Source organism: Hymenobacter perfusus (genome assembly GCF_003944765.1).
GTDB classification, from domain to species: Bacteria; Bacteroidota; Bacteroidia; order Cytophagales; family Hymenobacteraceae; genus Hymenobacter; species Hymenobacter perfusus.
Genome location: NZ_RWIU01000007.1, coordinates 116,015 through 138,393, shown reverse-complemented (window position 1 = coordinate 138,393; position 22,379 = coordinate 116,015). Strand labels below are relative to the sequence as shown.

General features: G+C 59.2%; 23 protein-coding genes and 1 tRNA gene. 12 read left to right on the top strand and 12 right to left on the bottom strand.

All coding sequences use genetic code 11. The annotated features are described in order from the left end of the window. The first annotated feature begins 109 nt into the window (after window positions 1-109). From msrB to EI293_RS18365, 3 genes are all read left to right on the top strand, one after another. Entirely contained in the window at window positions 110-685 is a 576-nt protein-coding gene (msrB, locus tag EI293_RS18375) for a peptide-methionine (R)-S-oxide reductase MsrB (protein ID WP_125440011.1), read from the top strand. A 145-nt stretch (window positions 686-830) separates the two neighbouring features. Then, window positions 831-1,625, top strand: a complete 795-nt coding sequence (locus tag EI293_RS18370) for a DUF3050 domain-containing protein (RefSeq protein WP_125440010.1) — start codon at window positions 831-833, stop codon at window positions 1,623-1,625. A gap of 76 nt (window positions 1,626-1,701) precedes the next feature. After that, entirely contained in the window at window positions 1,702-2,034 is a 333-nt protein-coding gene (locus EI293_RS18365; RefSeq protein WP_125440009.1) for a hypothetical protein, read from the top strand. An 84-nt stretch (window positions 2,035-2,118) separates the two neighbouring features. Here the strand turns inward: EI293_RS18365 and EI293_RS22150 are convergent, their stop codons facing one another. After that, window positions 2,119-2,718: a hypothetical protein gene (locus EI293_RS22150; RefSeq protein WP_170170438.1), complete on the bottom strand. Its 600-nt coding sequence runs from the start codon at window positions 2,716-2,718 to the stop codon at window positions 2,119-2,121. A gap of 262 nt (window positions 2,719-2,980) precedes the next feature. On the opposite strand from EI293_RS22150, the gene metG reads away from it, so the two are divergent. Then, a complete protein-coding gene (gene metG, locus EI293_RS18355) occupies window positions 2,981-5,029 on the top strand; it encodes a methionine--tRNA ligase (protein ID WP_125440007.1) in 2,049 nt (682 codons plus the stop codon). Window positions 5,030-5,102: 73 nt separating this feature from the next. Here metG and EI293_RS18350 read toward each other — a convergent pair whose 3' ends face one another. The 5 genes from EI293_RS18350 to EI293_RS18330 all read right to left on the bottom strand — a co-directional run bounded on the left by EI293_RS18350 (window position 5,103) and on the right by EI293_RS18330 (window position 8,150). Then, window positions 5,103-5,384: a hypothetical protein gene (locus EI293_RS18350; RefSeq protein ID WP_125440006.1), complete on the bottom strand. Its 282-nt coding sequence runs from the start codon at window positions 5,382-5,384 to the stop codon at window positions 5,103-5,105. A gap of 28 nt (window positions 5,385-5,412) precedes the next feature. Then, window positions 5,413-5,979, bottom strand: coding sequence for an aminoacyl-tRNA hydrolase (pth, locus tag EI293_RS18345; protein WP_125440005.1), 567 nt, complete (start codon window positions 5,977-5,979; stop codon window positions 5,413-5,415). 189 nt (window positions 5,980-6,168) lie between these two features. After that, entirely contained in the window at window positions 6,169-6,741 is a 573-nt protein-coding gene (locus EI293_RS18340) for a 50S ribosomal protein L25/general stress protein Ctc (protein ID WP_125440004.1), read from the bottom strand. A 215-nt stretch (window positions 6,742-6,956) separates the two neighbouring features. Next, window positions 6,957-7,886, bottom strand: a complete 930-nt coding sequence (locus EI293_RS18335; RefSeq protein WP_125440003.1) for a ribose-phosphate pyrophosphokinase — start codon at window positions 7,884-7,886, stop codon at window positions 6,957-6,959. Between the two features lie 191 nt (window positions 7,887-8,077). Then, window positions 8,078-8,150: transfer RNA gene (locus EI293_RS18330), tRNA-Gln, on the bottom strand. Window positions 8,151-8,414: 264 nt separating this feature from the next. Between EI293_RS18330 and atpD the strand changes: the two genes are divergently transcribed. The 4 genes from atpD (at window position 8,415) to EI293_RS18310 (ending at window position 12,545) form a co-directional block, all read left to right on the top strand. Beyond that, window positions 8,415-9,920: a F0F1 ATP synthase subunit beta gene (gene atpD, locus EI293_RS18325; protein ID WP_125440103.1), complete on the top strand. Its 1,506-nt coding sequence runs from the start codon at window positions 8,415-8,417 to the stop codon at window positions 9,918-9,920. 108 nt (window positions 9,921-10,028) lie between these two features. Next, window positions 10,029-10,268: an ATP synthase F1 subunit epsilon gene (atpC, locus tag EI293_RS18320; protein WP_125440102.1), complete on the top strand. Its 240-nt coding sequence runs from the start codon at window positions 10,029-10,031 to the stop codon at window positions 10,266-10,268. A 145-nt stretch (window positions 10,269-10,413) separates the two neighbouring features. Continuing rightward, a complete protein-coding gene (locus EI293_RS18315) occupies window positions 10,414-11,298 on the top strand; it encodes a tetratricopeptide repeat protein (RefSeq protein WP_125440002.1) in 885 nt (294 codons plus the stop codon). A gap of 125 nt (window positions 11,299-11,423) precedes the next feature. Continuing rightward, entirely contained in the window at window positions 11,424-12,545 is a 1,122-nt protein-coding gene (locus EI293_RS18310) for a trans-sulfuration enzyme family protein (protein ID WP_125440001.1), read from the top strand. A gap of 196 nt (window positions 12,546-12,741) precedes the next feature. On the opposite strand, the gene EI293_RS18305 is transcribed toward EI293_RS18310, so the two are convergent. From EI293_RS18305 to EI293_RS18295, 3 genes are all read right to left on the bottom strand, one after another. Continuing rightward, complete coding sequence (locus tag EI293_RS18305; protein WP_125440000.1) at window positions 12,742-13,890, bottom strand: DegT/DnrJ/EryC1/StrS family aminotransferase; 1,149 nt, start codon at window positions 13,888-13,890, stop codon at window positions 12,742-12,744. 119 nt (window positions 13,891-14,009) lie between these two features. Next, window positions 14,010-14,696: an acetyltransferase gene (locus tag EI293_RS18300; RefSeq protein WP_125439999.1), complete on the bottom strand. Its 687-nt coding sequence runs from the start codon at window positions 14,694-14,696 to the stop codon at window positions 14,010-14,012. Continuing rightward, window positions 14,693-15,337, bottom strand: coding sequence for a sugar transferase (locus EI293_RS18295; RefSeq protein ID WP_125439998.1), 645 nt, complete (start codon window positions 15,335-15,337; stop codon window positions 14,693-14,695). Before EI293_RS18295 ends, EI293_RS18300 begins: the two co-directional genes overlap by 4 nt. Window positions 15,338-15,420: 83 nt before the next feature. Between EI293_RS18295 and ispE the strand changes: the two genes are divergently transcribed. Further along, complete coding sequence (gene ispE / locus EI293_RS18290; protein ID WP_125439997.1) at window positions 15,421-16,242, top strand: 4-(cytidine 5'-diphospho)-2-C-methyl-D-erythritol kinase; 822 nt, start codon at window positions 15,421-15,423, stop codon at window positions 16,240-16,242. A gap of 97 nt (window positions 16,243-16,339) precedes the next feature. Here the strand turns inward: ispE and EI293_RS18285 are convergent, their stop codons facing one another. The 3 genes from EI293_RS18285 to tgt all read right to left on the bottom strand — a co-directional run bounded on the left by EI293_RS18285 (window position 16,340) and on the right by tgt (window position 19,748). Continuing rightward, on the bottom strand, window positions 16,340-17,275 hold the full coding sequence (locus EI293_RS18285; RefSeq protein WP_125439996.1) for a DMT family transporter: 936 nt from the start codon (window positions 17,273-17,275) through the stop codon (window positions 16,340-16,342). A 113-nt stretch (window positions 17,276-17,388) separates the two neighbouring features. Continuing rightward, the gene (locus EI293_RS18280) at window positions 17,389-18,465 is read right to left on the bottom strand and encodes an LptF/LptG family permease (RefSeq protein WP_125439995.1); all 1,077 of its coding nucleotides are present in this window, start codon (window positions 18,463-18,465) and stop codon (window positions 17,389-17,391) included. 152 nt (window positions 18,466-18,617) lie between these two features. After that, the gene (gene tgt / locus EI293_RS18275) at window positions 18,618-19,748 is read right to left on the bottom strand and encodes a tRNA guanosine(34) transglycosylase Tgt (RefSeq protein ID WP_125439994.1); all 1,131 of its coding nucleotides are present in this window, start codon (window positions 19,746-19,748) and stop codon (window positions 18,618-18,620) included. A 156-nt stretch (window positions 19,749-19,904) separates the two neighbouring features. On the opposite strand from tgt, the gene EI293_RS18270 reads away from it, so the two are divergent. From EI293_RS18270 to rsmG, 3 genes are all read left to right on the top strand, one after another. Continuing rightward, window positions 19,905-21,026, top strand: a complete 1,122-nt coding sequence (locus EI293_RS18270) for a glycosyltransferase (RefSeq protein ID WP_170170437.1) — start codon at window positions 19,905-19,907, stop codon at window positions 21,024-21,026. Beyond that, window positions 21,017-21,631 (top strand): RNA polymerase sigma factor, encoded by a 615-nt coding sequence (locus tag EI293_RS18265; protein ID WP_125439992.1) that lies wholly within the window; start codon window positions 21,017-21,019, stop codon window positions 21,629-21,631. Before EI293_RS18270 ends, EI293_RS18265 begins: the two co-directional genes overlap by 10 nt. An 86-nt stretch (window positions 21,632-21,717) precedes the next feature. Beyond that, window positions 21,718-22,338: a 16S rRNA (guanine(527)-N(7))-methyltransferase RsmG gene (gene rsmG / locus EI293_RS18260; RefSeq protein WP_125439991.1), complete on the top strand. Its 621-nt coding sequence runs from the start codon at window positions 21,718-21,720 to the stop codon at window positions 22,336-22,338. Window positions 22,339-22,379: the final 41 nt, after the last annotated feature.

Sequence of the window (22,379 nt, the reverse complement as noted above, 5' to 3'; positions counted from 1 at the left end):
TTCAAGGGATGAAGACCGAACCTGTGCCCGGCTGCGTATGTTGTGCCAACAAGCCGCCAGCCTGCCAAAGCAGCGGCTTCTTTCTCCTCTTTTCTCTCTTTCCCATCTTATGCGTTCTTCTTTCCTGCTGCTGCTTTTGTCCGTGCTGACCCTGAACTCGGCCTGTTCGCAAAATAAACCGGCCCGCGACGCCAAAATGGACGCGGCCGATTCGCCCCGGTCCGGCACTAAGCCCTCGTCGGCGGCCAAAACGTATCCTAAGCCGAAGGTAGTAACCGGCAAACCCGACGAGTTTCCCGTTCGCAAAACTGATGCCCAGTGGAAAGCCCAGCTTACCAAGGAGCAGTATTTCATTCTGCGCGAGCAGGGCACCGAGCGGCCCTTCAACAACCCTTACCACGACAACCACGAGAAGGGTAATTACTATTGCGCCGCCGACCACAACCTGCTTTTCTCTTCCGAAACCAAGTTTGAATCGGGTACCGGCTGGCCCAGCTTCTGGGCCCCGGCCTCAGAAAACAGCCTGAAAGTAACCGCCGACAACAGCCTGGGCATGAGCCGCGACGAGCTGGTGTGCGCCAAGTGCGGCGGCCACCTCGGCCACGTCTTCAACGACGGCCCCAAGCCCACCGGCCAGCGCTACTGCATGGATTCCTACGGTATGGTATTCGAGAAAACGAAATAAGGTACAGGGTGTCAGTGCGTATTACCGACAACTAAATAACTGGCAACTAGTTTTGTCCCCGGCTCCCTGGCAATCCAAGCCAGGGAGCCGTTTCGTTTGTTGTGGCTGCGGAGCGCGGGCTCCGTTGCACTTTTCCTTTCGTTCTATGTCAACTCAGGTTCATTCCGACTCTATTGCCGAGCTGCAGCAGGCGCTGGCCCCGGCACGCGAGCAACTGGTGGCGCACAGCGTATATCAGTCCCTTCACTCGCTCGACGATTTGCGCGTATTCATGCAGCACCACGTGTTTGCGGTGTGGGATTTTATGTCGCTGCTGAAGGCTTTGCAGCGCGAGCTGACGTGCGTGGAAATTCCGTGGGTGCCGCGTGGTAACGCGGCTACGCGCCGGCTTATCAACGATATTGTGCTGGAAGAGGAAACCGATGTGGACCCCGAGGGCCGGCCCGCCAGCCACTTTGAGCTGTACCTGCGCGCCATGCAGGAGTGCGGCGCCGATACTGGCCCCATCGAGCGGCTGCTGGATGCCCTGGCTGCCGGTCACTCGGTAGCGGAGGCCCTGCACGCGGCCAATGCACCGGCTTCAGTGCAGGAGTTTGTTTTGGGTACGTTTGCCATCATCGAGTCGGGGCAGCCGCACGCGGTGGCCGCCGCCTTCACCTTCGGCCGCGAAGACGTAATTCCCGATATGTTCCGTCATCTGGTAACCGACCTCAACCACCGCTTTCCCGGCCAGCTCGACACGTTCAGCTACTACCTCAACCGCCACATCCAGCTGGACGAGGAGGTGCATACGCCACTAGCCCAGCAAATGGTGCGCGACCTATGTGGCCAGGATGCCCGGCGCTGGGAAGAAAGTCGGGCCGTAGCTGTGCGGTGCATGCAGGCTCGCGTGGGCCTATGGAACGGCATTCAGGCCGATTTGCACCTGATTCACGGCTAGAAGTCAACCTCCCGACCGTAAGTCCGTTTATCAGAGAAGCCAGTCCGGATTGGGCTGGCTTCTTTGCTTTTTGCGTATGAAACGGCTGTTGCTATTACCCGCCCTGGTGCTGCTGGGGGCCTGTACAACCTCGGAAACCATAGGGGAGGAGGCTGCCGTGCGCCGCCCACCCGCCCGCATCCTCACCGATGCTGACCGCCAGGCGGCCTACAACAGCAACGCCGGCTACGGCGGCTCGGTGCCCGACGCTACGCCCGGCCGGGTACCCGTGCGCGAACAGGCCAGCGGAATTAACTCGCGCAAGCGGCCCGAAACCCTGAACACCAACGACAACAACACAACCACGCCCGAAACCCGCCTGCGCCGCGTAAACGGGGCCCCCACCGACACCTTGCGCCTGCCTCAATAATACCAAGCCATTGCTAGTACCGCACACGGCCCGCCTCCTGCATCAGGAAGCGGGCCGTGTGGCAGTAACAGTACGGGCCAGGCGCTATGCGGTAGCTTCGCCGGAAGCGTCCGGGGTGGCCGTAGCGGCTGGTTTGCTGGCTGCGGGGCGCGTGCGGCGGGGCGGGGCCGACTGCGCCGCGGCGGGTTTAGTGGCAGCTGGTACGGCTGCTTTAGCTGGCGCTGCTTTGGCTGTAGCTGAGCGGCTGGCGCGGTTCCGGGCCGGGCGGGCGGGCGTCGGCTGTGCGGCTGCGGGGGCTTCGGAAGTCGTGGAGATGCTGTCGGAAGCAGCCGGCGTACCATTTTCGTGATGGCGCACTATCGTGTGCAGCGCCTGCTCGAAAAGATGTTCCATATCTGCGTCCAGCCGCTGGGTGGCATCTTTCACCACCTCCTGTAGCTTGGCTTTGGTTTCCTTACGGATGCGCTTTACCACCTCGCTGATACGGCCGTCCAGCTCTTTTTGCAGCTGCTTAGCGGCCGATTTCAGAGCTTTCTTCTGACTGGATTTCTTGGCGGTACGGGTGTCAGAAATGGCGGTAGAAGTCGATTTAGCGGCTTTGGCGGCTTTTTTCTGCGCCTTCTCAGCCGGATCTTTTTCCTTCTTGATCTTTTTGGCCGGTTTTTCCTGTTCGGTGTTTTTCATGACGTAGTGCAGATGGGGAGAGAATTACCTGGTTTTAGTACGTAAGCCGCCGCCGTAAGTGGCCGAAATATAGAAGGATTTATAGGTGAAGTTGTTTGTACTGCTCATCAGCTACTGCGAAACCAGCGGCGCAGTTGATGGCTTCCCGAGGAAGCCCCCGCAAAAGCGGCTGCGGCTTTCCTCTTTATTCCTCGTTCCTTTGTACTCCCGTGGGCTTTCCGGCCGCGGCTTTCTTGTGATTTAGTTGCTTTCTGCTCCCGATATGGCCTCTTCTCTTCCCAAGCGCTACACCGTCACGGCCGCGCTGCCCTACGCAAACGGCCCCGTGCACATCGGCCACCTGGCCGGCGTGTACCTGCCCGCCGACATATATGTGCGCTACCTGCGCGCCCAGCAGCGCGACGTAAAATTCATCTGCGGCTCCGATGAGCACGGCGTACCCATCACCATCCGGGCCCAAAAGGAGGGCGTTACGCCCCAGCAGGTGGTCGATAAGTACCACGCCATCATCCGCGACTCGTTCCAGGACTTCGGTGTTTCGTTCGATATCTACTCGCGCACGTCCTCCCAAACGCACGCCGAGGTAGCTAGCGGCTTTTTCAAGAAGCTCTATGAGGAAGGCAAGTTCATTGAGCAGACCTCCGAACAATACTATGATGAGAAGGCCGACCAGTTTCTGGCCGACCGCTACATCGTGGGTACCTGCCCCAACTGCGGCAACGAAAATGCCTACGGTGACCAGTGCGAGAAGTGCGGCACCTCGCTCAGCCCCACCGAGCTCATCAACCCCCGCTCCATGCTCTCGGGCAACCACCCCGTGTTGCGCGAAACCAGGCACTGGTACCTGCCTCTGGACCAATACGAGCCTTGGCTGCGCGAGTGGATTGTGGAAGGCCACAAGCAGGACTGGAAAGCCAACGTGTACGGCCAGTGCAAATCGTGGATTGACCAGGGCCTGCACCCCCGCGCCGTCACCCGCGACCTGGACTGGGGCGTGCCCGTGCCGGTAGCCGGGGCCGAGGGCAAGGTGCTCTACGTATGGTTCGATGCGCCCATCGGCTACATTTCGGCTACCAAGGACCTGTTGCCCGACACCTGGGAAACCTACTGGAAAGACCCCGAAACCAAGCTGGTCCACTTCATCGGCAAGGACAACATCGTATTCCACTGCATCATCTTCCCCACGATGCTCAAGGCCCACGGCGACTATATCCTGCCCGATAACGTGCCCGCCAACGAGTTCCTGAACCTGGAAGGCGACAAAATCAGCACGAGCCGCAACTGGGCCGTGTGGCTGCACGAGTACCTGCAGGATTTCCCTGGCCAGGCCGACGTGCTCCGCTACGTGCTCTGCGCCAACGCCCCCGAAACCAAGGACAACGATTTCACCTGGAAGGACTTCCAAGCCCGCAACAACAACGAGCTGGTCGCCAACCTCGGCAACTTCGTGAACCGGGCCGTGGTGCTCACCCACAAGTTCTTCGAAGGCAAAGTGCCCGCCGCCGTGGGCTTCACCCCCGAGGACGAAGACGTATTGCGCCAGCTGAGCGAGTTCCCGGCCCGCATTGGGGAGCTGATTGACAACTACCGCTTCCGCGACGCCCTGAACGAGCTGATGAACCTCTCGCGCCTCGGCAACAAGTACCTGGCCGACCAAGAGCCCTGGAAGCTCATCAAAACCGACGAGGCCCGCACCGGCACCGTGCTGCACGTGTCGCTGCAGCTGGCCGCCGCCTTTGTTACGCTGCTGGAGCCCTTCCTGCCCGAAGCCGCCGCCCGCCTGGGCCGCATGCTGAACACCGAGAAAGGCACCTGGCCCCAGGCCGGCCGCCCCGACGCGCTGTGCGCCGGTCACCAGCTGGCCGAAGCCGCCCTGCTGTTCACCAAAATCGAGGACGCCACCGTGGAAGCCCAGGTGCAGAAGCTACTCGACACCAAGAAAGCCAACGAGGTGGCCGCCGCCGTATCGGCCCCAGCCAAGGAGGACGTGAGCTTCGAGCAGTTCCAGCAGATGGACCTGCGCATCGGCACCATCGTAGCTGCCGAAAAGGTCGCCAAAACCAAAAAGCTCCTCAAGCTCTCCGTAGACCTCGGTTTCGAGGAGCCGCGCACCATCGTATCGGGCATTGCCGAGCACTTTCTGCCCGAGGCCCTCATCGGCCAGCAGGTACAGGTGTTGCTCAACCTCGCCCCCCGCGAAATCAAAGGCATCCAAAGCCAGGGCATGCTCCTGATGGCCGAAAATGCCGACGGCGTCCTCAGCCTCATGCAGCCCAGCAGCCCCGTACGGCCGGGTTCGGGCGTGGCGTAACACGAATTGTGAAGAATCAATCAAAAAGCCCCGCTATTTAGTTGTAGCGGGGCTTTTTGATTGATGCATTTGGCTAAATAGGATTAACCGACTGGCTTAATGCTCTGAGCAAAGAGGCCAGTCGATCCAAGTCAACTGAGGTAAATGGTATTTCGTTGGCAAGCACTCGTTTCAATTCTGCTGCATCATCGAATAAAGACCCAATTACTATTTGAGGCTTCTCGAATTCCTCCCACTCATCGGTTGGAATGATAGCATAATAGTCTGTCTGTATTTCAAAGTGCCGACCATTACTTTTTAGATAGTCAGCCGTTTTCTCAAATAGCAATTCTAATTCGTCGGGAGTAATTCGCATTTATAGGCAGTTTTTAAATTCTCCAAGACTACTTCACGTTTACTACATTCATGGCCCGCTCTACGCCCAGCGCGCCAAATGCCAATACAGCCTCAGCGGCTTTCTCCAGGCGGCCTTCCAGGTCGATGTGCTCATCCGCTGAGAAAGGGCTGAGTACGTAATCCACCTGCCGGCCCTTGGAGAAGCTGGAGTCGATGCCGAAGCGCAGGCGGGCGTACTCGTCGGAGCCCAGGGTTTCCTGGATGTGCTTGAGGCCGTTCTGGCCGCCGGCCGAGCCTTTGGCTTTCAGCCGCAGCTTGCCGAAGGGCAGGGCCAGGTCGTCGGTCACGACTAGCATATTCTCCTTGGTGAGCTTGAGCGTGCTTAGCCAGTGGGCCGCCGCCTTGCCGCTCAGGTTCATATAGGTGGTCGGCTTCACCAGCACGTAGGTGTGGCCCTTGTGCTTGATTTCGGTGGTGAAGGCGTGGCGGCCCAGCTGCCAGGGCGCGGCGTCGTGCTTGCGGGCTAAGTAGTCGCCCACCATAAAGCCCACATTGTGGCGCGTATCGGCGTATTCCGGCCCGATGTTGCCCAGGCACAGCACAAGAAACTTCATATCACGGAGTTAGACGGATTGTTCGGATTTCACGGATGCAAGGTTGCGCGGCCGGAACAGCAAGAGCCTGCTGGCCCGGCACTCAACGCAAACAAAAAAAGCCGCCCTGCGAGCAGGACGGCTTTTCGGTAGACGGTATTACCCGGCACGAAATCCGTGTAATCCGAGAAATCCGTCTGAATCCGTGATTTATTTGTCGGCCGACATCTGGCCTTTCAGCGCACGTGGGATGGCCACGGTAGCAATGGGAGCCTGCTCGCTGGTCAGGATGGTGTAGTTGTTTGGCACAACTTTGCTCACCTTGATCGACTTGCCGAGGCCCAGCTCTGAAATGTCCACTTCAACCGATTCGGGCAGGTTTTCGGGGGTAGCACGCACTTTGATTTTGCGCAGCTTGCTCACCAGTTTACCACCGGCCAGTACGCCCGGCGAAACACCTACGTATTTCACGGGAACGTCCATCTTCACTTCTTTGCCATCCTGCAGCTCCAGGAAGTCAACGTGCAGCAGCATTTCGTTCACGGGGTGGAACTGAGAATCCTGCACAATGGCGCGACGAATGTCACCTTCGATGTTCAGCTCAACTACGTGCACCTCGGGGGTGTACAGCAGTTCGCGGAACAGGATGGCTGGAACGGAGAAGTGAACCTGGTCTTCGCCGCCGTACAGTACGCATGGTACGTACGAGTCGAGGCGGAGCGCCTTGGCGTCCTTCTTACCGAGATTCGCTCTTTTAAACCCTACAATCTCGAGGCTTTTCATAAACGGGTGCTTTTGAGGAAAAAACGCGTGCCCAAAGCAGGCAAACGGGCCGCAAAGATAGGCGGATTGTTTGGGATTTGAAAGCTGACAGGCTAAGTCATCTGTCAGCCTGAGCGGAGCGAAAGACCTTATCCCGCTAGAACGAATATCGCGTCAACGACTCGTTTTGACGGGATAAGGTCCTTCGCTCCGCTCAGGATGACAATAAAGCAGCGTTACACAAACAACGAGCTGATCGACTCGTGCGAGACTACGTTGTGAATGGCCTGCGCGAACAGCGGAGCCAGCGAGATAACCCGGATTTTGGGGTTTTGCTCCTTCAGTGGCAGCGTATCGGTAATCACCAGCTCCTCCAGGGCCGAGTTGCGAATCCGCTCGTGGGCCGGGCCGCTCAGGACGCCGTGGGTAATCACGGCGCGCACCGATTTGGCTCCGCGCTCCATCAGCAGCTCGGCGGCCTTGCAGATGGTGCCAGCCGTGTCCACGATGTCATCCACCAGGACCACGTTCATGCCCGTCACGTCGCCGATTACCTGCATAGAGGCAATTTCGTTGGCCCGCAGCCGCATTTTGTCACACACCACAATTTCGGCCCCAAACTTCTTGGCGAAGGCCCGGGTGCGTACCACACCGCCCACGTCGGGCGAGGCGAAGATGAGGTTGTCGAGGTTCAGACTCTTGATATAGGGGGCCGTCACGGTGGCTCCGTCGAGATGATCCACCGGAATGTCGTAGAAGCCCTGAATCTGGCCGGCATGCAGGTCGCAGGTCATCAGGCGGTCGGCACCCACGCTCTGAATCATGTTGGCCACCACTTTCGCCCCGATGCTCACGCGCGGCTTGTCTTTGCGGTCCTGGCGGGCATAGCCCATGTAGGGCATCACAATGTTCACCTTATAGGCCGAAGCCCGTTTGGCGGCGTCCACCATCAGGGCCAGCTCCATCAGGTTTTCGGCCGGCGGGTTGGTGCTCTGGATCAGAAAAACGGCGCATCCGCGCACGCTTTCGTTGAAGCTGGGCCCGAGCTCCGTATCGGCGAAACGCTGAATGCTCAGGTCGCCGAGCGGAATGCCGTAGGCAGCGGCAATCTGGGCACCCAACTCGTGGGAGGCATTGCCCGCGAAAATTTTAACCTGCTGTGACATGAAAAGGGGGAAAGGGGGAAGAGTGAATCACAGATTTTATAGATTAAAAAAAGGGATTTCGCAGATGGAAGAACCTATCGTTCCATCTGCGAAATCCCTTTTCAATCTGTAAAATCTGCGACTAAAAAAGCGAAAGGCGCCGACTCTTCCGGATGAGGAAGAATCAGCGCCTTTCGCGTTGTGGTAGTCGGTTGTCCGACCAGGGCTCGAACCTGGACTTTCTTGAATCAAAATCAAGCGTGTTGCCAGTTACACCATCGGACAATTTCAAGCGGCTGCCGGTGTAAGCGTGCCGTTTGGTTGTGCAAATGTACGGCGAGTTTTATCCGAGGCAAATTTCCGGGCAAATATTTTTTGTGGCTCTGACCCCTCATGGGGGCTGAAACGAGCTTTTGAAGCTGATTTTCAGAAGCTCAGCTCCCGAAAAAAAAGTTGAAAAATGTGCGTAGCCTCCTGCTTTGGCAATGCCGGGATTAAGCCGTAGTTTTGCGCCCTGAAACGATGCACCCCATCCAACCATACAACGCAATGGCGAATACCGGCAAAATCACCCAGGTTATTGGTCCCGTCGTGGACGTGAGCTTCGCGGGTGAAGGCTCCAAGCTTCCCAATATTCTCGACGCTCTCGAAGTCACGAAAGACAACGGCCAGGTGGTCGTGCTGGAAGTCCAGCAACACTTAGGTGAAGACCGGGTGCGCACTATCGCCATGGACTCGACCGAGGGCCTGACCCGCGGCGCGGCTGTGCGTGACCTAGGCGCGCCAATGTCGATGCCCACGGGCGAAGGCATCAAAGGCCGCCTGTTTAACGTTATCGGCCAGGCCATTGACGGCATTCCGCAGCCAAAAAGCGACGGCGCCCTGCCGATTCACCGCCAGGCCCCGCCTTTCGAAGACCTCGCTACCTCGTCGGAGATTCTCTACACGGGTATCAAAGTAATTGACCTGCTCGCTCCTTATGTAAAGGGTGGCAAAATTGGTTTGTTCGGTGGTGCCGGCGTAGGCAAAACCGTACTCATCATGGAGCTGGTAAATAACATCGCCAAGGCCTACGCGGGTCTGTCGGTGTTTGCCGGCGTGGGTGAGCGCACCCGCGAAGGCAATGACCTGCTGCGCGAATTCATCGAGTCGGACATCATCAAGTACGGCGACGAGTTCAAGCATTCGATGGAAGCCGGCGGCTGGGACCTGACCAAGGTTGACCAGAACGAGCTGCTCAAGTCGCAGGCAACCCTCGTGTTCGGTCAGATGAACGAGCCTCCTGGAGCCCGGGCCCGCGTTGCCCTCTCGGGCCTCACGGTAGCCGAGAACTTCCGTGATGGTGACGGCACCGGTGCCGGCCGCGACATCCTGTTCTTCATCGACAACATTTTCCGCTTCACGCAGGCGGGTTCGGAAGTATCGGCTCTGCTGGGCCGGATGCCTTCGGCCGTAGGCTATCAGCCCACGCTGGCTACCGAAATGGGTGCCATGCAGGAGCGGATTACCTCCACCAAGCGCGGTTCCATCACGTCGGTACAGGCCGTATATGTGCCTGCTGATGACTTGACTGACCCGGCTCCGTCGACGACGTTTGCCCACTTGGATGCTACCACCGTACTGAGCCGCAAAATCTCCGAGCTGGGTATCTACCCCGCCGTGGATCCGCTGGACTCCACTTCCCGCATTCTGTCGGTAGAAGTACTGGGCGAGGAACACTACAACACCGCCCAGCGCGTGAAAGAGATTCTGCAGCGCTACAAGGAATTGCAGGACATCATCGCCATCCTGGGTATGGACGAACTCTCGGAGGAAGATAAGCTGACCGTAACGCGCGCCCGTCGGGTGCAGCGCTTCCTGTCGCAGCCCTTCCACGTAGCCGAGCAGTTCACCGGCCTGAAAGGCGTACTGGTTGACATCAAGGAAACCATCATCGGTTTCAACGGTATCATCGACGGCCAGTATGACCACCTCCCCGAGGCGGCCTTCAACCTGGTCGGCAACATTGATGACGCCGTAGCCAAGGGTGCCAAACTGATGGCTGAAGCCAAGTAATTTCTTCTAATGTGAGGAATGTGCTGATGTGGGAAATGTGAACACGCTCCGGCGGCGCATCCTCATCAGCACATTCAGCACATTTTCACATTGCTCACATTAGAAAAGATGCATCTGGAAATCATCACGCCCGACCGTAAGGTGTTTGAAGGCGAGGTTACGTCGGCCCGGTTTCCGGGGGTTGATGGCCTGTTTGAAGTTTTGAACAACCACGCCCCGCTGATTTCGGCTCTGAAAGCCGGCGATGTGGTGCTCAACGGTGGTGCTACTTCCTTCCACATTGAAGGTGGCGTGGTAGAAGTGTTGCGCAACAACGTAATCGTGCTGGCCGAAGGCGCTTCGGCGTAAGGCAAAGAGGTAGCCATAAAAAAACCTGTGCCTTGCTCCCACCCGGGAGGAAGGCACAGGTTTTTTTATGGCTACCTGCCCCCGGCTGCGTTGGAGTAATTATCTTGCAAGGCCTTCGTATCCGGTTGTATCTCGCAGTTCAGCTATGCGCTTTCTATTTGTTTCTCTGCTTTGCCTGGGCACTACGCTTACCGCCCCGGCCCAAACCTTTCCCATTGAGTACCGCCGCGCCATGCAGGCCCGCGATACGGCCAAAGTGCGCAAAGTGCTGGTGGCCTGGCAGCAGAAGGAGCCCCGGAACCCCGACTGGCACGTGGCGAAGTTCAATTATCAGTTGCGGCAGGCGTACCGGGTGATGGTCAGCAATGCGCCAGCGGCGGATGACCGGGGGCTGAAAATAGAGCAAGGCGGCAAGCCTGCCGGCTCCCTCACCGAAGGCTACGAGCCCCGCCTGCTGGAAGCCGCCCGAACCACGTTGCGCGAAGGAATCCGGCTGGCCCCCGACCGGCTGGATATGCGCTTCGGGCTGGCCAAGACGTACGAAATGACCCACGAACCCGGCCTGGAAATAGCGGTGCTCACGGCGGCTTTGAAGGATCGAAAAATCAGCGGCAAATCCTGGCGCTGGCAGGAGGGTAAGCCGCTGCCGGAGCCAGAGGCGGTATTTGTGCCCGAAAATCTGGAGGAGTACATGTTACCCTACTGGCAGGCCGATACGCCCGAAGACGCGGAAGTAGCCCGGCAACTGGCTGAACTGGTGAATGAGTACTACCCAGCCAGTGCTCTAGGACCTTTCAACATGGGTATGTATCATACGATGACGGGGCAGGAAGAAAAGGGCTACTCGTTTTTTCAGCAAGCCAATACCCGTCGCTCTAACGACTGGCAGACATTGGCTAATTTAACCCGGCTAGCCGTCAAGCTGGAGCGCAAGGCCGAAGCCCAGCAGTATCTGGCGGCTTTGCAGAAGTTGCCTGCGGGCCGTCCCGCCGCCGCCGATCTGGGCAAGGAGGTTCGGAAAATGAAGTAAAAAGGACTTTCAGCAAAGTTCAGCTCTTGGTGGTCCGTACATTTGGGAAATGCTTGCTGACCCAGCAGAAGTGAAATCTGTGAAAAATCAGAGCAACCACGATTAATCAGCGCGAAACGTATTTCATGCATATCCACCCCAAAATCACCCCGATTTACCAGTCGTCCGTTTTCAAGTTTGAAGATCTGAACGAGCTGGAGCTATACTTCGGGGAGCCGGGCAGCCGCTACCTGTACTCGCGCAACGGTAACCCCAACTCCGATGAACTGGCCGAGGCGGTGAATCGGCTGGAAGGTGGGGCCAGCGCAGTAGCCACGGGTTCGGGCATGGCGGCCATCTTCGCGGCCCTGCTGGCGTTTTGCCAGGCCGGCGACCATGTGCTGTGCGCGGCCGATATCTACGGCGGCTCATCGTCGTTGCTGAACCAGGAGCTGAGCCGGATGGGCATTACGGTGACGTACGTGCCGTTTGAAGAGCTGTATGCGCTGGACCGCTTCGTGCAGCCTACTACCCGGTTGCTGCTCTGCGAAACTATGAGCAACCCGCTGTTGCGGGTGGCCGACCTGCGCCGTCTGGCCGACGGCTGCCACGGCTTGGGCCTGAAGCTGGTGGTGGATAACACGTTTGCCTCGCCCGTTATCACCCGGCCGCTGGCGTTGGGGGCCGATGTGGTGTTGCACAGCGTGACGAAATACATTTCCGGCCACTCCGATGTAACGGCCGGCGTGACCGTGGCCGCCGATGCAGCCGTAGCCGCCCGGTTAAAGCAAGTGGGGGTGCTGTACGGCCTCACGCTGAGCCCAATGGAAAGCTGGTTGGCTGTACGGGGCCTCAAAACGCTGCACCTGCGTATGCCCGCCCATAGCCGCAACGCGCTGGCCATTGCCGAATTCCTTCAACAGCACCCCGCTGTGCGGGCCGTGTACTACCCCGGTCTGCCTGAGCATCCGCAGCACGCGTTGGCGCAGGAGCAGGGCGGCGGCCTGTTCGGTGGGATGATGTCGATTCTGCTGGCCGATGATGCGGCGGTGGTGAATCGTTTCATGCAGCGGAGCCAGCGGTTCCCGTTCGCGCCCTCTTTGGCCGGCGTCGATTCTTCCCTTTCGTATCCGCTGGGTACGTCGCACCGCTACCTCACGCCCGGGCAACAGGCTGAGTTGGGCATTACGGTAGGGCTGGTGCGGCTCTCGGTAGGAATTGAGCCGGTGGAGGAACTGCTAGCCGACCTGGCGCAGGCGTTGGGGTAGTTTGTCTACCCCAATCTGAAAATGTGCGTAAGCTTGCTGAAAAAGTATAAAGGACTATGCCATCGTTCCGGCTTCTCTGAAAAGCAGGTTGAAAGCAACGCTGAGCCTGTTTTTAGGATATACTACCACGCAAGAATTTTGTACGTTGAATACCAGCCGGGGAACTTTATATACTAAAACAGCACAGAAACGACGATTATTCAGCAACCAGCAGTTCGCGTACGGCTCCGGCAACCCGCTGCAAATCAGCGTCCGTCATGGCAGAACCGGAAGGCAGACAGAGGCCACGAGTAAATAACTCAGTACATACCTCGCCGCCATAAGAAGTCACATCGGCGAATAGCGGCTGTAAGTGAAGAGGCTTCCAGAGCGGGCGGCTTTCGATGTTGCGGGTTTCTAGGTGCAGGCGCAGCTGATCCGGCGTGACGGTGGTTTCGGCGGGGTTGAGCAGCAGGCAGGTAAGCCAGCGGTTCGAGTGGCTGCCGACTGGCTCAAGGGGACCAAAGGATAGACCAGGAATAGCAGCCAGATGCTGCCGGTACCACGCGTAGATTTCGCGACGCTTCTTCACCCGGTCTTCCAGCAGTTCCATCTGACCCCGGCCGATGCCGGCCAGTACGTTGCTGAGGCGGTAGTTATAGCCCAGCTCCGAGTGCTGATAATATGGGGCGTCGTCTTTGGCCTGGGTAGCCCAGAACCGGGCCTGCCGGGCCCATTCGGCCGAGTTGGTTACCAAGGCCCCACCGCCGCTGGTGGTCAGGATTTTATTGCCGTTGAAGGAGAAAACACCTATCGTCCCGAAGGTGCCCAGCGGCTGGCCCTCGTAACGGCTGCCCAGCGCCTCGGCGGCATCTTCCAGTACGGGCACGCCAAATTCAGCTGCCAGCGCCAGAATTTCGCGTAGCCGGCAGGGCATGCCATACAGGTGCACAATAATGAGGGCCTTAGGTAAGCGGTTCTGATGTTTGCCTGCCTCCAGAGCTTCGCGGAGCCGTTCCGGGCAAATATTCCAGGTTTCGGCCTCGCTGTCAATGAAAACCGGTGTGGCTCCCTGGTACAGAATAGGGTTGGCAGTGGCCACAAAGGTAAATGAAGGGCATAGCACTTCGTCGCCGGGACCAACGCCCAACAGCCGCAGTCCCAGATGAATGGCCGCCGTACCCGAGGTGAGAGCCACGCAATGCCGCGCCCCGGTGAACTCGCAGATGTCGCGCTCAAAGCCATCCAGATTAGGGCCTACGGGAGCCACCCAGTTGTCTTCAATGGCCTTACTCACGTAGTTAAGCTCGTGGCGGCCCAGGTGGGGCGGGGAAAGAAACAGCCGGTCGTAATCCTGACTACGCATGAAAAAGCGGGAACTGAGAGCGAATACGGGGACAAGATGGGAAAACTGCCGTTTGCCGGAGGATTTTCGGCCCAGCTGTTCCAGAAAATCAACTGCTTCTATTGCTATGAGCTCCCGATTCAGTGAGCCAGCGCCCTGGCCGGCACACCTACCGCCGTGCAGTCAGCCGGCAAATCACGCACGGCTACGGCCCCGGCTCCTACTACGGTTTGCGCCCCTACCCGCACCTGGTTGATAACGGTGGCATTCGTGCCCAGATACACACCGGTTTCGAGGTAAGCCTCGCCGCCAACATTGGCATGCGGCATGAGGGAGCAGAAATCTTCCAGTATGGCATCATGGCCAATGGTGCAGCCAAGGTTGAGTAGAACGTGCTGCCCCAGGGTAATATCGCAGGTCAGAATACAGCCCTGACTGATGATGCTGCCCGCGCCGATGGTAACGTGCTGATAAGGCTGCAACACTACGCTGGGGTGAATGAGCGTGGCAAACGTGAGCTGAGGGGCCGTGATACGCGCCACCACGGCGGCCCGGCTGCGGCTGCTGCCCACTGCTACCACCACTTGCTGCGGCGCTGGTTGGGTATTCAGGTCGGCCACGGAACCAAGATAGGGCAGTCCGTGCACGGTAGCGGCGGCCGGGGCGCGGTCATCGTAAAAGCCGGCCACGTTCCACCGGGGTGCTACCTCGTTGATCTGGCGAATCAGGATCAGCACTTCCCGGCCCAGCCCACCCGCGCCCACAATAACCAGACAGGGCAACGAAGCCAAAGTAGTAGTTGAAGCAGCAGGTTCAGGGTGGTTCATGGAGCAGAAGAGGAGGGAGGCGTGCCCGTAAAAGCCGACATGGTAGCCTGGCCCGGAGCGGCAATATCGCGCGCGCCCAGCACGCGGCCTACGGTACGCAGCAAAATTCGCATATCGAGTCCAAACGACAGGTTGTCGACGTACCACACGTCGTAAGCAAATTTCTGCTCCCAGCTGATGGCGTTGCGGCCGTTTACCTGCGCCCAGCCGGTAATACCCGGCCGCACGGCGTGGCGGCGGGCCTGCGCGGGTGAGTAGAGCGGCAGGTATTGCTCCAGCAGCGGCCGGGGCCCTACCAGGCTGATGTCGCCGCGCAGTACGTTCCAGAGCTGGGGCAGTTCATCGAGGCTGGTGGCGCGTACCCAACGGCCCAGGCACGGCAGGCGCGCGGCATCAGGCAGCAGCTGGCCCTGAGCGTCGCGCTGGCTGGTCATGGTCTGGAGCTTGAAAAAAGAAAATATCTGCCCATGCAAACCCGGGCGCGGCTGCCGGAACAGCCAGGAGCCGCCGTTCTGCCAGGCCAGCAACGGGGCCAGCCCCACCAGCACCGGCAGAGCCAGCAGCAGCGCAGGCACGGCCAGCACCACATCGAGCAGGCGCTTGCCGTGGCGGGCGTACCAGGAAGTGGCGGCGGTGGACATAGTGGCAAAAATACGCGGAAATGCAGGGCACGTTTGACTTCGACGGTCAGGGGTTTAGCTTGCGCTGGATTTTACCGCTTCGTATGCTCGTTTTTCCCAATGCCAAGCTCAACCTGGGCCTCTACATCACCGGCCAGCGGCCCGACGGGTTCCGCAACCTCGAATCGGTGTTTGTGCCCCTGCCGTGGACGGATGCGCTGGAAGTGCTGCCGGCCCCGGCCGACTCCGAAACCACGCTGACGCTCACCGGAATTCCCATCCCCGGCGAGCCGGCCACCAACCTGTGCCTGCGGGCGTACGAGCTGCTGAAGGCCGATTTCGACCTGCCGCCCGTGCAGCTGCATTTGCATAAAGTGGTGCCCATCGGGGCCGGGCTGGGTGGAGGCTCCGGCGACGCCGCGTTTGCCCTGCGCGCCCTCAACGACCTGTTTGCCCTGCAGCTACCCTCCGATACGCTGGAAAACTACGCCCGCCGCTTGGGCTCCGACTGCGCGTTTTTCATCCAAAACAAGCCGGTTTTTGCCTACGAAAAAGGTGACGTATTTGAGCCAGTGGCGCTGGACCTAACCGGTACGGCCTGCCTGGTTATCTATCCCAGCCTGCACATCAGCACCGCCGAAGCGTACAGCCGCGTGCAGCCCCGCACCCCGCGCCACGATTTGCGCACGGCCCTCCGCCAGCCGCTGGAAACCTGGCGCGACGCCATCAGCAACGACTTCGAAGAAGCCCTCACGCCGCATTATCCGGTGCTGGGTGAAATCAAGGCGCAGCTGTACGAGGCCGGGGCCGCCTACGCCAGCCTCTCGGGCTCCGGCTCGGCCGTGTATGGCCTGTTTCCGGGCCTGGAAATGCCGCCGTCGCTGGAGCTGCCAGTGGAGTACCAGGTGTGGGCCGGCCGGCTGTAAAGGTGAACTGGTGAACTGGTGAATTTGACGTTCAATACACACAGTTGGCGCAAGCAGAACGTCAAACTCACCAGTTCACCATCTCACCAGTTCACCGCTAGCCCACAAGCACGTCGGCTGCTTCGGCGCGGCGCTGGCGGCGTTTCATCCACTGGTCGAGGACGGGGTGGATGAGGACGCTGAGCAGAATCACTACGGTGCCCAAGTAGAAGCCGGTGGAGAGCTTTTCCTGGCCGAAGCCGGGGATGTGCAGTGTGTACATCAGCACGGCCAGCAGGATGCCGTACACGGGTTCCAGGTTAATAGTCAGGTTTACCACGAAGGCCGAAATGCGCTTCATCAGCTCCACCGACGTGGAAAACGCGTACACTGTACACACGCCCGCCAGCAGCAGCAGCCACAGCCAGTCGTAGCCTTGCAACCCCAGCTGTAGGCCGCGGCCCTCGGTGAAATAGCGACTGTACACGGGCATGAATAGTACAATGCTCAGACAGGCACCGGTCATTTCGTACAGCGTGAGCTGGAACGGGGTGTGACGCTTCACCAGCTTGGAATTGAACACGCTGAACAGCGCCGATAACCCCGCCGACAGAATAGCTACCAGCAACCCGGCCATCTGGTCCAGCTCGGCCTGCGACACCAAGTACAGGCCCACCATCGTCAGCAGGCCCAGGCCCACCTCGTAGAGCCGCACCCGCCGCCACAGCACCAGCGGCTCCAGCAACGACGTCCACAGCGCCAGCGTGGCCAGCCCGGCCAGACACACGCTGACGGAAGAGAGGCGGGCGGCCAAGAAGAACGTAATCCAGTGCGCCGCCACCAGCACCCCGATGCCCAGCATCTTCAGCGCCTCCGGGGCCGCTACGCGCCAGGGCTGCCGCCGCGCCACCAGCAGCACCGCCAGCCCCGAGGCCGCCAGCAACGTGCGCCAGAACACCAGCTCCACCGGCGGCACCGATATCAGCTTGCCCAGAATGGCCGTGAAGCCCCAGAGCAATACAATAAAATGCAGACGCAGGTAGTCTTTGAGCATGCGGTGAGGTTGTGAACTGGTGAGGTAGTGAAATAGTGAGTTTGACGTTTGATTGGCTGAATGGCGCAAATAGAACATCCAATTCACTATTTCACTATCTCACCAGTTCACTGTTACTGCGGTATCACGCGGTAGAGGATGCCCCCGATGAGGGTGAAGACGATGCTGGGCACCCAGGCGGCCAGTAAGGGCGAAAGGGTGCCCACGGCCGCCAGGTTGCGGCTCAGAATCACGAAGATGATGAACACGAAGGCCAGCACGAAGCCCAGCGCAATCTGCCCGCCCACGCCGGCGCGGCTCTTGCGGGCGCTCATAATCACCCCGATGACGGTGAGGATGAACATGGCGTAGGGGTAAGCAAACCGCTCGTACTTCTCGCTGAGGTACACCTGCGTATCATCGGAGCCGCGGGCTATTTTCTGGTTGATGTAGCGGTTCAGCTCCGGCAGCGTGAGGGTTTCGGCCAGGCGGTAGGTGCTGGCGAAGTCCTTCGGGTAGAGGTTGAGCACCGTGTCGCGGGCGGGCACGGTTTTGAGGCTTTCCTTCTCGCCGCTGAAGGTGCGAATGAGTTGGGGCGTGAGGCGCCAGGCCTGCTTGGTGGAATCCCAGGTAATGGCCTCGGCCGTGAGGCGACGCTTGAGCAGCTGCCCGTCGATGGTTTCCAGCGCAAACTTGTAGCCCACGTTGTTCACGTTGTCGTAGCTCTCCATGAAGGCGTAGTCGCGGGGCCCGATTTTGATGTGCACGTTACGGCCGCTGAACCGGTACGGATTCTTGATGTAGGCCTTCTCGAACTGCACCCGCGTCTTGTTGGCAATCGGAATCAGCCAGCCCGTCATGGCCATCGTGAGAGCCCCCAGAATGGCGCTGCCCATGATGTAAGGCAGCAGAAACCGCTTGAAGCTGATGCCTGAAGCCAGCATGGCTACTACTTCGGTACGCTCGGCCAGCTGGGCTGTTACGAACACCACGGCAATGAATACCGTGATGGGGGAGAGCAGATTAGCGAAGTACGGAAACAGGTTCACGTAGTACTCCGACAGAATCTGCCACGCGCCCAGGTTGTGCTTCAGAAAGTCGTCGTTCTTCTCCGTGAAGTCAATCACGCAGATAACCGACACGAGCAGCACCACCGAGAAGAAAAACGCGGTGAGAAACTTCTTGAGAATGTATTTATCGAGCAGCTTCATATTTAGCTGTTAGCAGAACGTCATGCTGAGCGGAGGCGCAGCCGTAGTCGAAGCATCTCTACTGCTTCGTTGTAATAGTAATTAATTAGCCAGAGGTAGAGATGCTTCGACTACGGCTGCGCCTCCGCTCAGCATGACAAACGATTTCTGCCCTACAATCTTGTCATCAGCTGCTTCACCATGCGGTCCTTCCACTCGCGGAAGGTGCCGGCCAGAATTTGCTGGCGGGCCTGCTTCACCAGCCACAGGTAGAAGGTGAGGTTGTGGATGGAGGCAATCTGCGGGCCCAGCATTTCCTTGCTGTGGAACAAATGACGCACGTAGCTGCGCGAGTAAAAGGTGCTCACATAGCCGCCCAGCTCCTCGTCGATGGGCGTGAAGTCATCGGCCCACTTCTTGTTGGCAATGTTCATGATGCCCTGGGTAGTGAACAGCATGCCGTTGCGGGCGTTGCGGGTGGGCATCACACAGTCGAACATATCCACGCCCAGCGCAATGTTTTCGAGGATGTTGGCCGGCGTGCCCACGCCCATCAGGTAGCGCGGCTTGTCCTTGGGCAGGATGTCGCACACGATTTCCGTCATCTCATACATCATGTCGGCCGGCTCGCCCACGCTCAGCCCCCCAATGGCGTTACCCTCCCGGCCCTGCTCGGCAATAAACTCCGCCGACTTCACGCGCAGGTCCTTGAACGTGGAACCCTGCACAATCGGGAACAGCGTCTGGCTATAGCCGTAGTGGCCCTCGGTGCCGTCGAAGCGCGTGATGCAGCGCTTGAGCCAGCGGTGCGTCATGTCGAGGGAGCGGGCGGCGTAGCTGTACTCGCAGGGCCAGGGCGTACACTCATCAAAGGCCATGATGATGTCGGCCCCGATGGTGCGCTGGATGTCCATCACGCCCTCGGGCGAGAACAGGTGCTGGGAGCCATCAATGTGGGAGCGAAACTTCACGCCTTCCTCCTTGATTTTGCGGGTGCCACTCAGCGAGTACACCTGGTACCCGCCCGAGTCGGTGAGGATGGGCCGGTCCCAGCCGTTGAACTTGTGCAGCCCGCCGGCCTTGCTGATAACCTCTAGGCCGGGCCGCAGGTACAGGTGATACGTGTTGCCGAGAATAATCTGGGCGTTGATATCGTCTTTCAGGTCGCGCTGCTGCACGGCTTTCACGGTGCCGGCCGTGCCCACGGGCATAAAAATGGGCGTTTCAATGGCACCGTGGTCGGTGTGCACTACGCCGGCTCGGGCTTTGGAGTGCGGGTCGTTGGCTACGAGGTCGAAGGTCATGGAAAAAGCTGCAAGCTGTAAGCCGCCAGCTGCAAGCTGCGAGCCGCAAGCTGCCGACGGAACATCAGCTTGCAGCTTGCAGCTTACGGCTTGCAGCTCTTAAAAGACAAAGGTACTCCGAATGCCTACTTTTGCAGGCCGAAACCCCGTGCTGCTGTGTCTTTCTCCTTTTCTCCCGCTATCTGGCTGCTGCTGGCTGCCGTGCTGGTGCAGCTCTACTACGCGGCCTACTACTTTCTGCCCTTCGCCCGCCGCTCCCCGGAGCCTGCCACCGGCCCCGACGACGAGCCCGTCTCGGTGGTAGTGTGCGCCCACAACGAGCTGGAAAACCTGCGCCGCCTGCTCCCGCTGATTCTGCAGCAGGACTACCCCGCCGGCTTTGAGTTGCTGCTTATTGATGACCGTTCCACCGACGATACCTACCTCTACGTGCAGCAACTCACCCAGTATTATCCGCACGTGCGGCTGGTGTCGGTGGCGCGCACGCCTGACGGTTTGTCACCCAAAAAATACGCCCTGACACTGGGCATCAAATCGGCCCGGCACGAGCGGCTGCTCTTCACCGATGCCGACTGCATTCCGGCCACCAATCAGTGGCTCAGGTACATGCAGCGGGGCTTCGGCCGGCCTGCCGATATGGTCCTCGGATACTCCGCCTACGCGGAGGAACCAGGTTTTCTGAATAAATTAATCCGGTTTGAAACCTTGCTGACGGGGGCACAGTATTTGTCTTTTGCGTGGCGCGGCCGGCCCTACATGGGCGTCGGCCGCAACCTGGCCTACACCCGGCCGGTCTTTTACCAGACGAAAGGGTTTGCCTCCCACATCCGCAGCCTCAGTGGCGACGACGACCTGCTAGTGCAGGACGCCGTGCAGCACGGGGCCCGCGTGGCCGTGGTAGCCGAACCTGGGGCGCACACCCTCAGCGAGCCGGCTCTGACCTGGGGCCAGTGGTGGCGGCAGAAACGGCGGCATTTGTCGGCCGGCCGGCAGTACCGCCTCGCCGACCGGGTACGCATCGGGACCTTTATTGGCTCCAATCTGGTTTTTTACGGTACGGCAATTGGCCTGCTGTTTTCCCATTCCGATTGGGTACCTTTGGCTACGGCGTGCCTCGTGCGCACCGGGGCTATTCTGGCCGTGTATTATCAGCTCGGCCGCCGGCTCGGGGAGCGGTTGCCCGTCATGTGGCTGCCTTTTCTCGACGCTGTGTATTTTTTTTATTATCTCGCTCTGGGAATCTCGCTGTTCCTCTACCGTACGCTCCGATGGAAGTAAATCAGGAAAAACAGTTCTCCGCCAAAGCCAAGCACGATTTCAAGCTGATTCGGGCCGCTGTGGAAAAGAACGATGGCAAGGCGTACGCCGAGCTCATGCACATCTACAAGAAGCCCGTGTACCACGTGGTGCTGAAGATGGTGCGCAACCCCGACGACGCCGAGGACCTCACCATCGAAGCCTTCGCCAAGGCGTTCCGTAATCTGCACAAGTTCAACCCCGAGTTTGCCTTCAGCACCTGGTTGTTCCGCATTGCCACCAACAACTGCATCGACTTTATTCGCAAGAATAAAATCAAGACGATGTCTATTGATTCGGCCATCAAGATTGACAATGGCGACGAAATTACCATCGACTTCCGCGACCAGAACCTGAACCCGCAGGAGACGGCCATCAAGAACCAGAAAATCGAAATCATGCAGCACGTGGTATCCCGGCTGCCCGATAAGTACCAGCGCCTCGTGACGCTGCGCTACTTCGATGAGCTGAGCTACGAGGAAATTGCTCAGGAGCTGAAAGCCCCCCTCGGCACCGTGAAAGCCCAGCTGCACCGCGCCCGGGAGCTGCTCTATGACATGGTGAAAAACAAAAAGGAAATCATCTAGTGAAAAGCCCCGCCGTAAGTCGGGGCTTTTTTTGTGACATCCTGAGTGGCGCGAAGGATGACAGACGTGTTTACCTTTACGCCACGATGAATCTGATCAACCACTACTTCCCGCACCTCACCGACCACCAGCGCCAGCAGTTCCAGCAGCTCGACACCGAGTTCCGGGACTGGAATGAGCGTCTGAACCTGGTAGCCCGCTCCGACGTGGATAACCTAGAGGAGCGACACTTCCTGCACTCTCTGGGCATTGCCAAAGTGGTGGAATTTGCCCCCGGTAGCTCGGTGCTGGATGTGGGTACGGGTGGTGGTTTGCCGGGCCTGCCGCTGGCTATTCTGTTCCCCGAAGTGAAGTTTCACCTGGTGGATAGCATCGGCAAAAAGATCCGGGCGGTGCAGGAAATGGCCCACTCGCTGCACCTCACCAACCTCACCGCCGAGCAGATCCGGGCTGAGCAGCTGCGCCCCAAGTACGACTACGTGGTGAGCCGCGCCGTGGCCCGCCTGGCCACCTTCCACACCTGGATTGCCCACCGCTACAAGCCCCGCCATGAAGCGGCTCCCAACAGCGGCCTCTACTACCTCAAAGGAGGCGACCTGACCGAAGAAATCCAGGAATCCGGCCTGAAAGCCACCGTCATCGACCTGCCGGACTTCTTCCAGGAGCCGTTCTTTGAAACCAAGAAGGTAGTAGTGGTGCCCGCGTAGGGCGCAAGCATCTGCTCTACCAACATAACCAGCCGAAAAGG

Excerpts from the sequence above, each read along its gene's own strand:
- pth (WP_125440005.1), bottom strand. The coding sequence starts at position 5,979 with ATGAAGTTTCTTGTGCTGTGCCTGGGCAACATCGGGCCGGAATACGCC.
- EI293_RS18335 (WP_125440003.1), bottom strand. The coding sequence starts at position 7,886 with ATGTCACAGCAGGTTAAAATTTTCGCGGGCAATGCCTCCCACGAGTTG.
- EI293_RS18285 (WP_125439996.1), bottom strand. The coding sequence starts at position 17,275 with ATGCTCAAAGACTACCTGCGTCTGCATTTTATTGTATTGCTCTGGGGC.
- EI293_RS18370 (WP_125440010.1), top strand. The coding sequence starts at position 831 with ATGTCAACTCAGGTTCATTCCGACTCTATTGCCGAGCTGCAGCAGGCG.
- EI293_RS18340 (WP_125440004.1), bottom strand. The coding sequence starts at position 6,741 with ATGAAAAGCCTCGAGATTGTAGGGTTTAAAAGAGCGAATCTCGGTAAG.
- EI293_RS22150 (WP_170170438.1), bottom strand. The coding sequence starts at position 2,718 with ATGAAAAACACCGAACAGGAAAAACCGGCCAAAAAGATCAAGAAGGAA.
- ispE (WP_125439997.1), top strand. The coding sequence starts at position 15,421 with ATGCTCGTTTTTCCCAATGCCAAGCTCAACCTGGGCCTCTACATCACC.
- EI293_RS18305 (WP_125440000.1), bottom strand. The coding sequence starts at position 13,890 with ATGCGTAGTCAGGATTACGACCGGCTGTTTCTTTCCCCGCCCCACCTG.
- atpC (WP_125440102.1), top strand. The coding sequence starts at position 10,029 with ATGCATCTGGAAATCATCACGCCCGACCGTAAGGTGTTTGAAGGCGAG.
- msrB (WP_125440011.1), top strand. The coding sequence starts at position 110 with ATGCGTTCTTCTTTCCTGCTGCTGCTTTTGTCCGTGCTGACCCTGAAC.
- EI293_RS18280 (WP_125439995.1), bottom strand. The coding sequence starts at position 18,465 with ATGAAGCTGCTCGATAAATACATTCTCAAGAAGTTTCTCACCGCGTTT.
- EI293_RS18350 (WP_125440006.1), bottom strand. The coding sequence starts at position 5,384 with ATGCGAATTACTCCCGACGAATTAGAATTGCTATTTGAGAAAACGGCT.
- atpD (WP_125440103.1), top strand. The coding sequence starts at position 8,415 with ATGGCGAATACCGGCAAAATCACCCAGGTTATTGGTCCCGTCGTGGAC.
- tgt (WP_125439994.1), bottom strand. The coding sequence starts at position 19,748 with ATGACCTTCGACCTCGTAGCCAACGACCCGCACTCCAAAGCCCGAGCC.
- EI293_RS18295 (WP_125439998.1), bottom strand. The coding sequence starts at position 15,337 with ATGTCCACCGCCGCCACTTCCTGGTACGCCCGCCACGGCAAGCGCCTG.
- EI293_RS18315 (WP_125440002.1), top strand. The coding sequence starts at position 10,414 with ATGCGCTTTCTATTTGTTTCTCTGCTTTGCCTGGGCACTACGCTTACC.
- EI293_RS18310 (WP_125440001.1), top strand. The coding sequence starts at position 11,424 with ATGCATATCCACCCCAAAATCACCCCGATTTACCAGTCGTCCGTTTTC.
- EI293_RS18365 (WP_125440009.1), top strand. The coding sequence starts at position 1,702 with ATGAAACGGCTGTTGCTATTACCCGCCCTGGTGCTGCTGGGGGCCTGT.
- rsmG (WP_125439991.1), top strand. The coding sequence starts at position 21,718 with ATGAATCTGATCAACCACTACTTCCCGCACCTCACCGACCACCAGCGC.
- EI293_RS18300 (WP_125439999.1), bottom strand. The coding sequence starts at position 14,696 with ATGAACCACCCTGAACCTGCTGCTTCAACTACTACTTTGGCTTCGTTG.
- metG (WP_125440007.1), top strand. The coding sequence starts at position 2,981 with ATGGCCTCTTCTCTTCCCAAGCGCTACACCGTCACGGCCGCGCTGCCC.
- EI293_RS18265 (WP_125439992.1), top strand. The coding sequence starts at position 21,017 with ATGGAAGTAAATCAGGAAAAACAGTTCTCCGCCAAAGCCAAGCACGAT.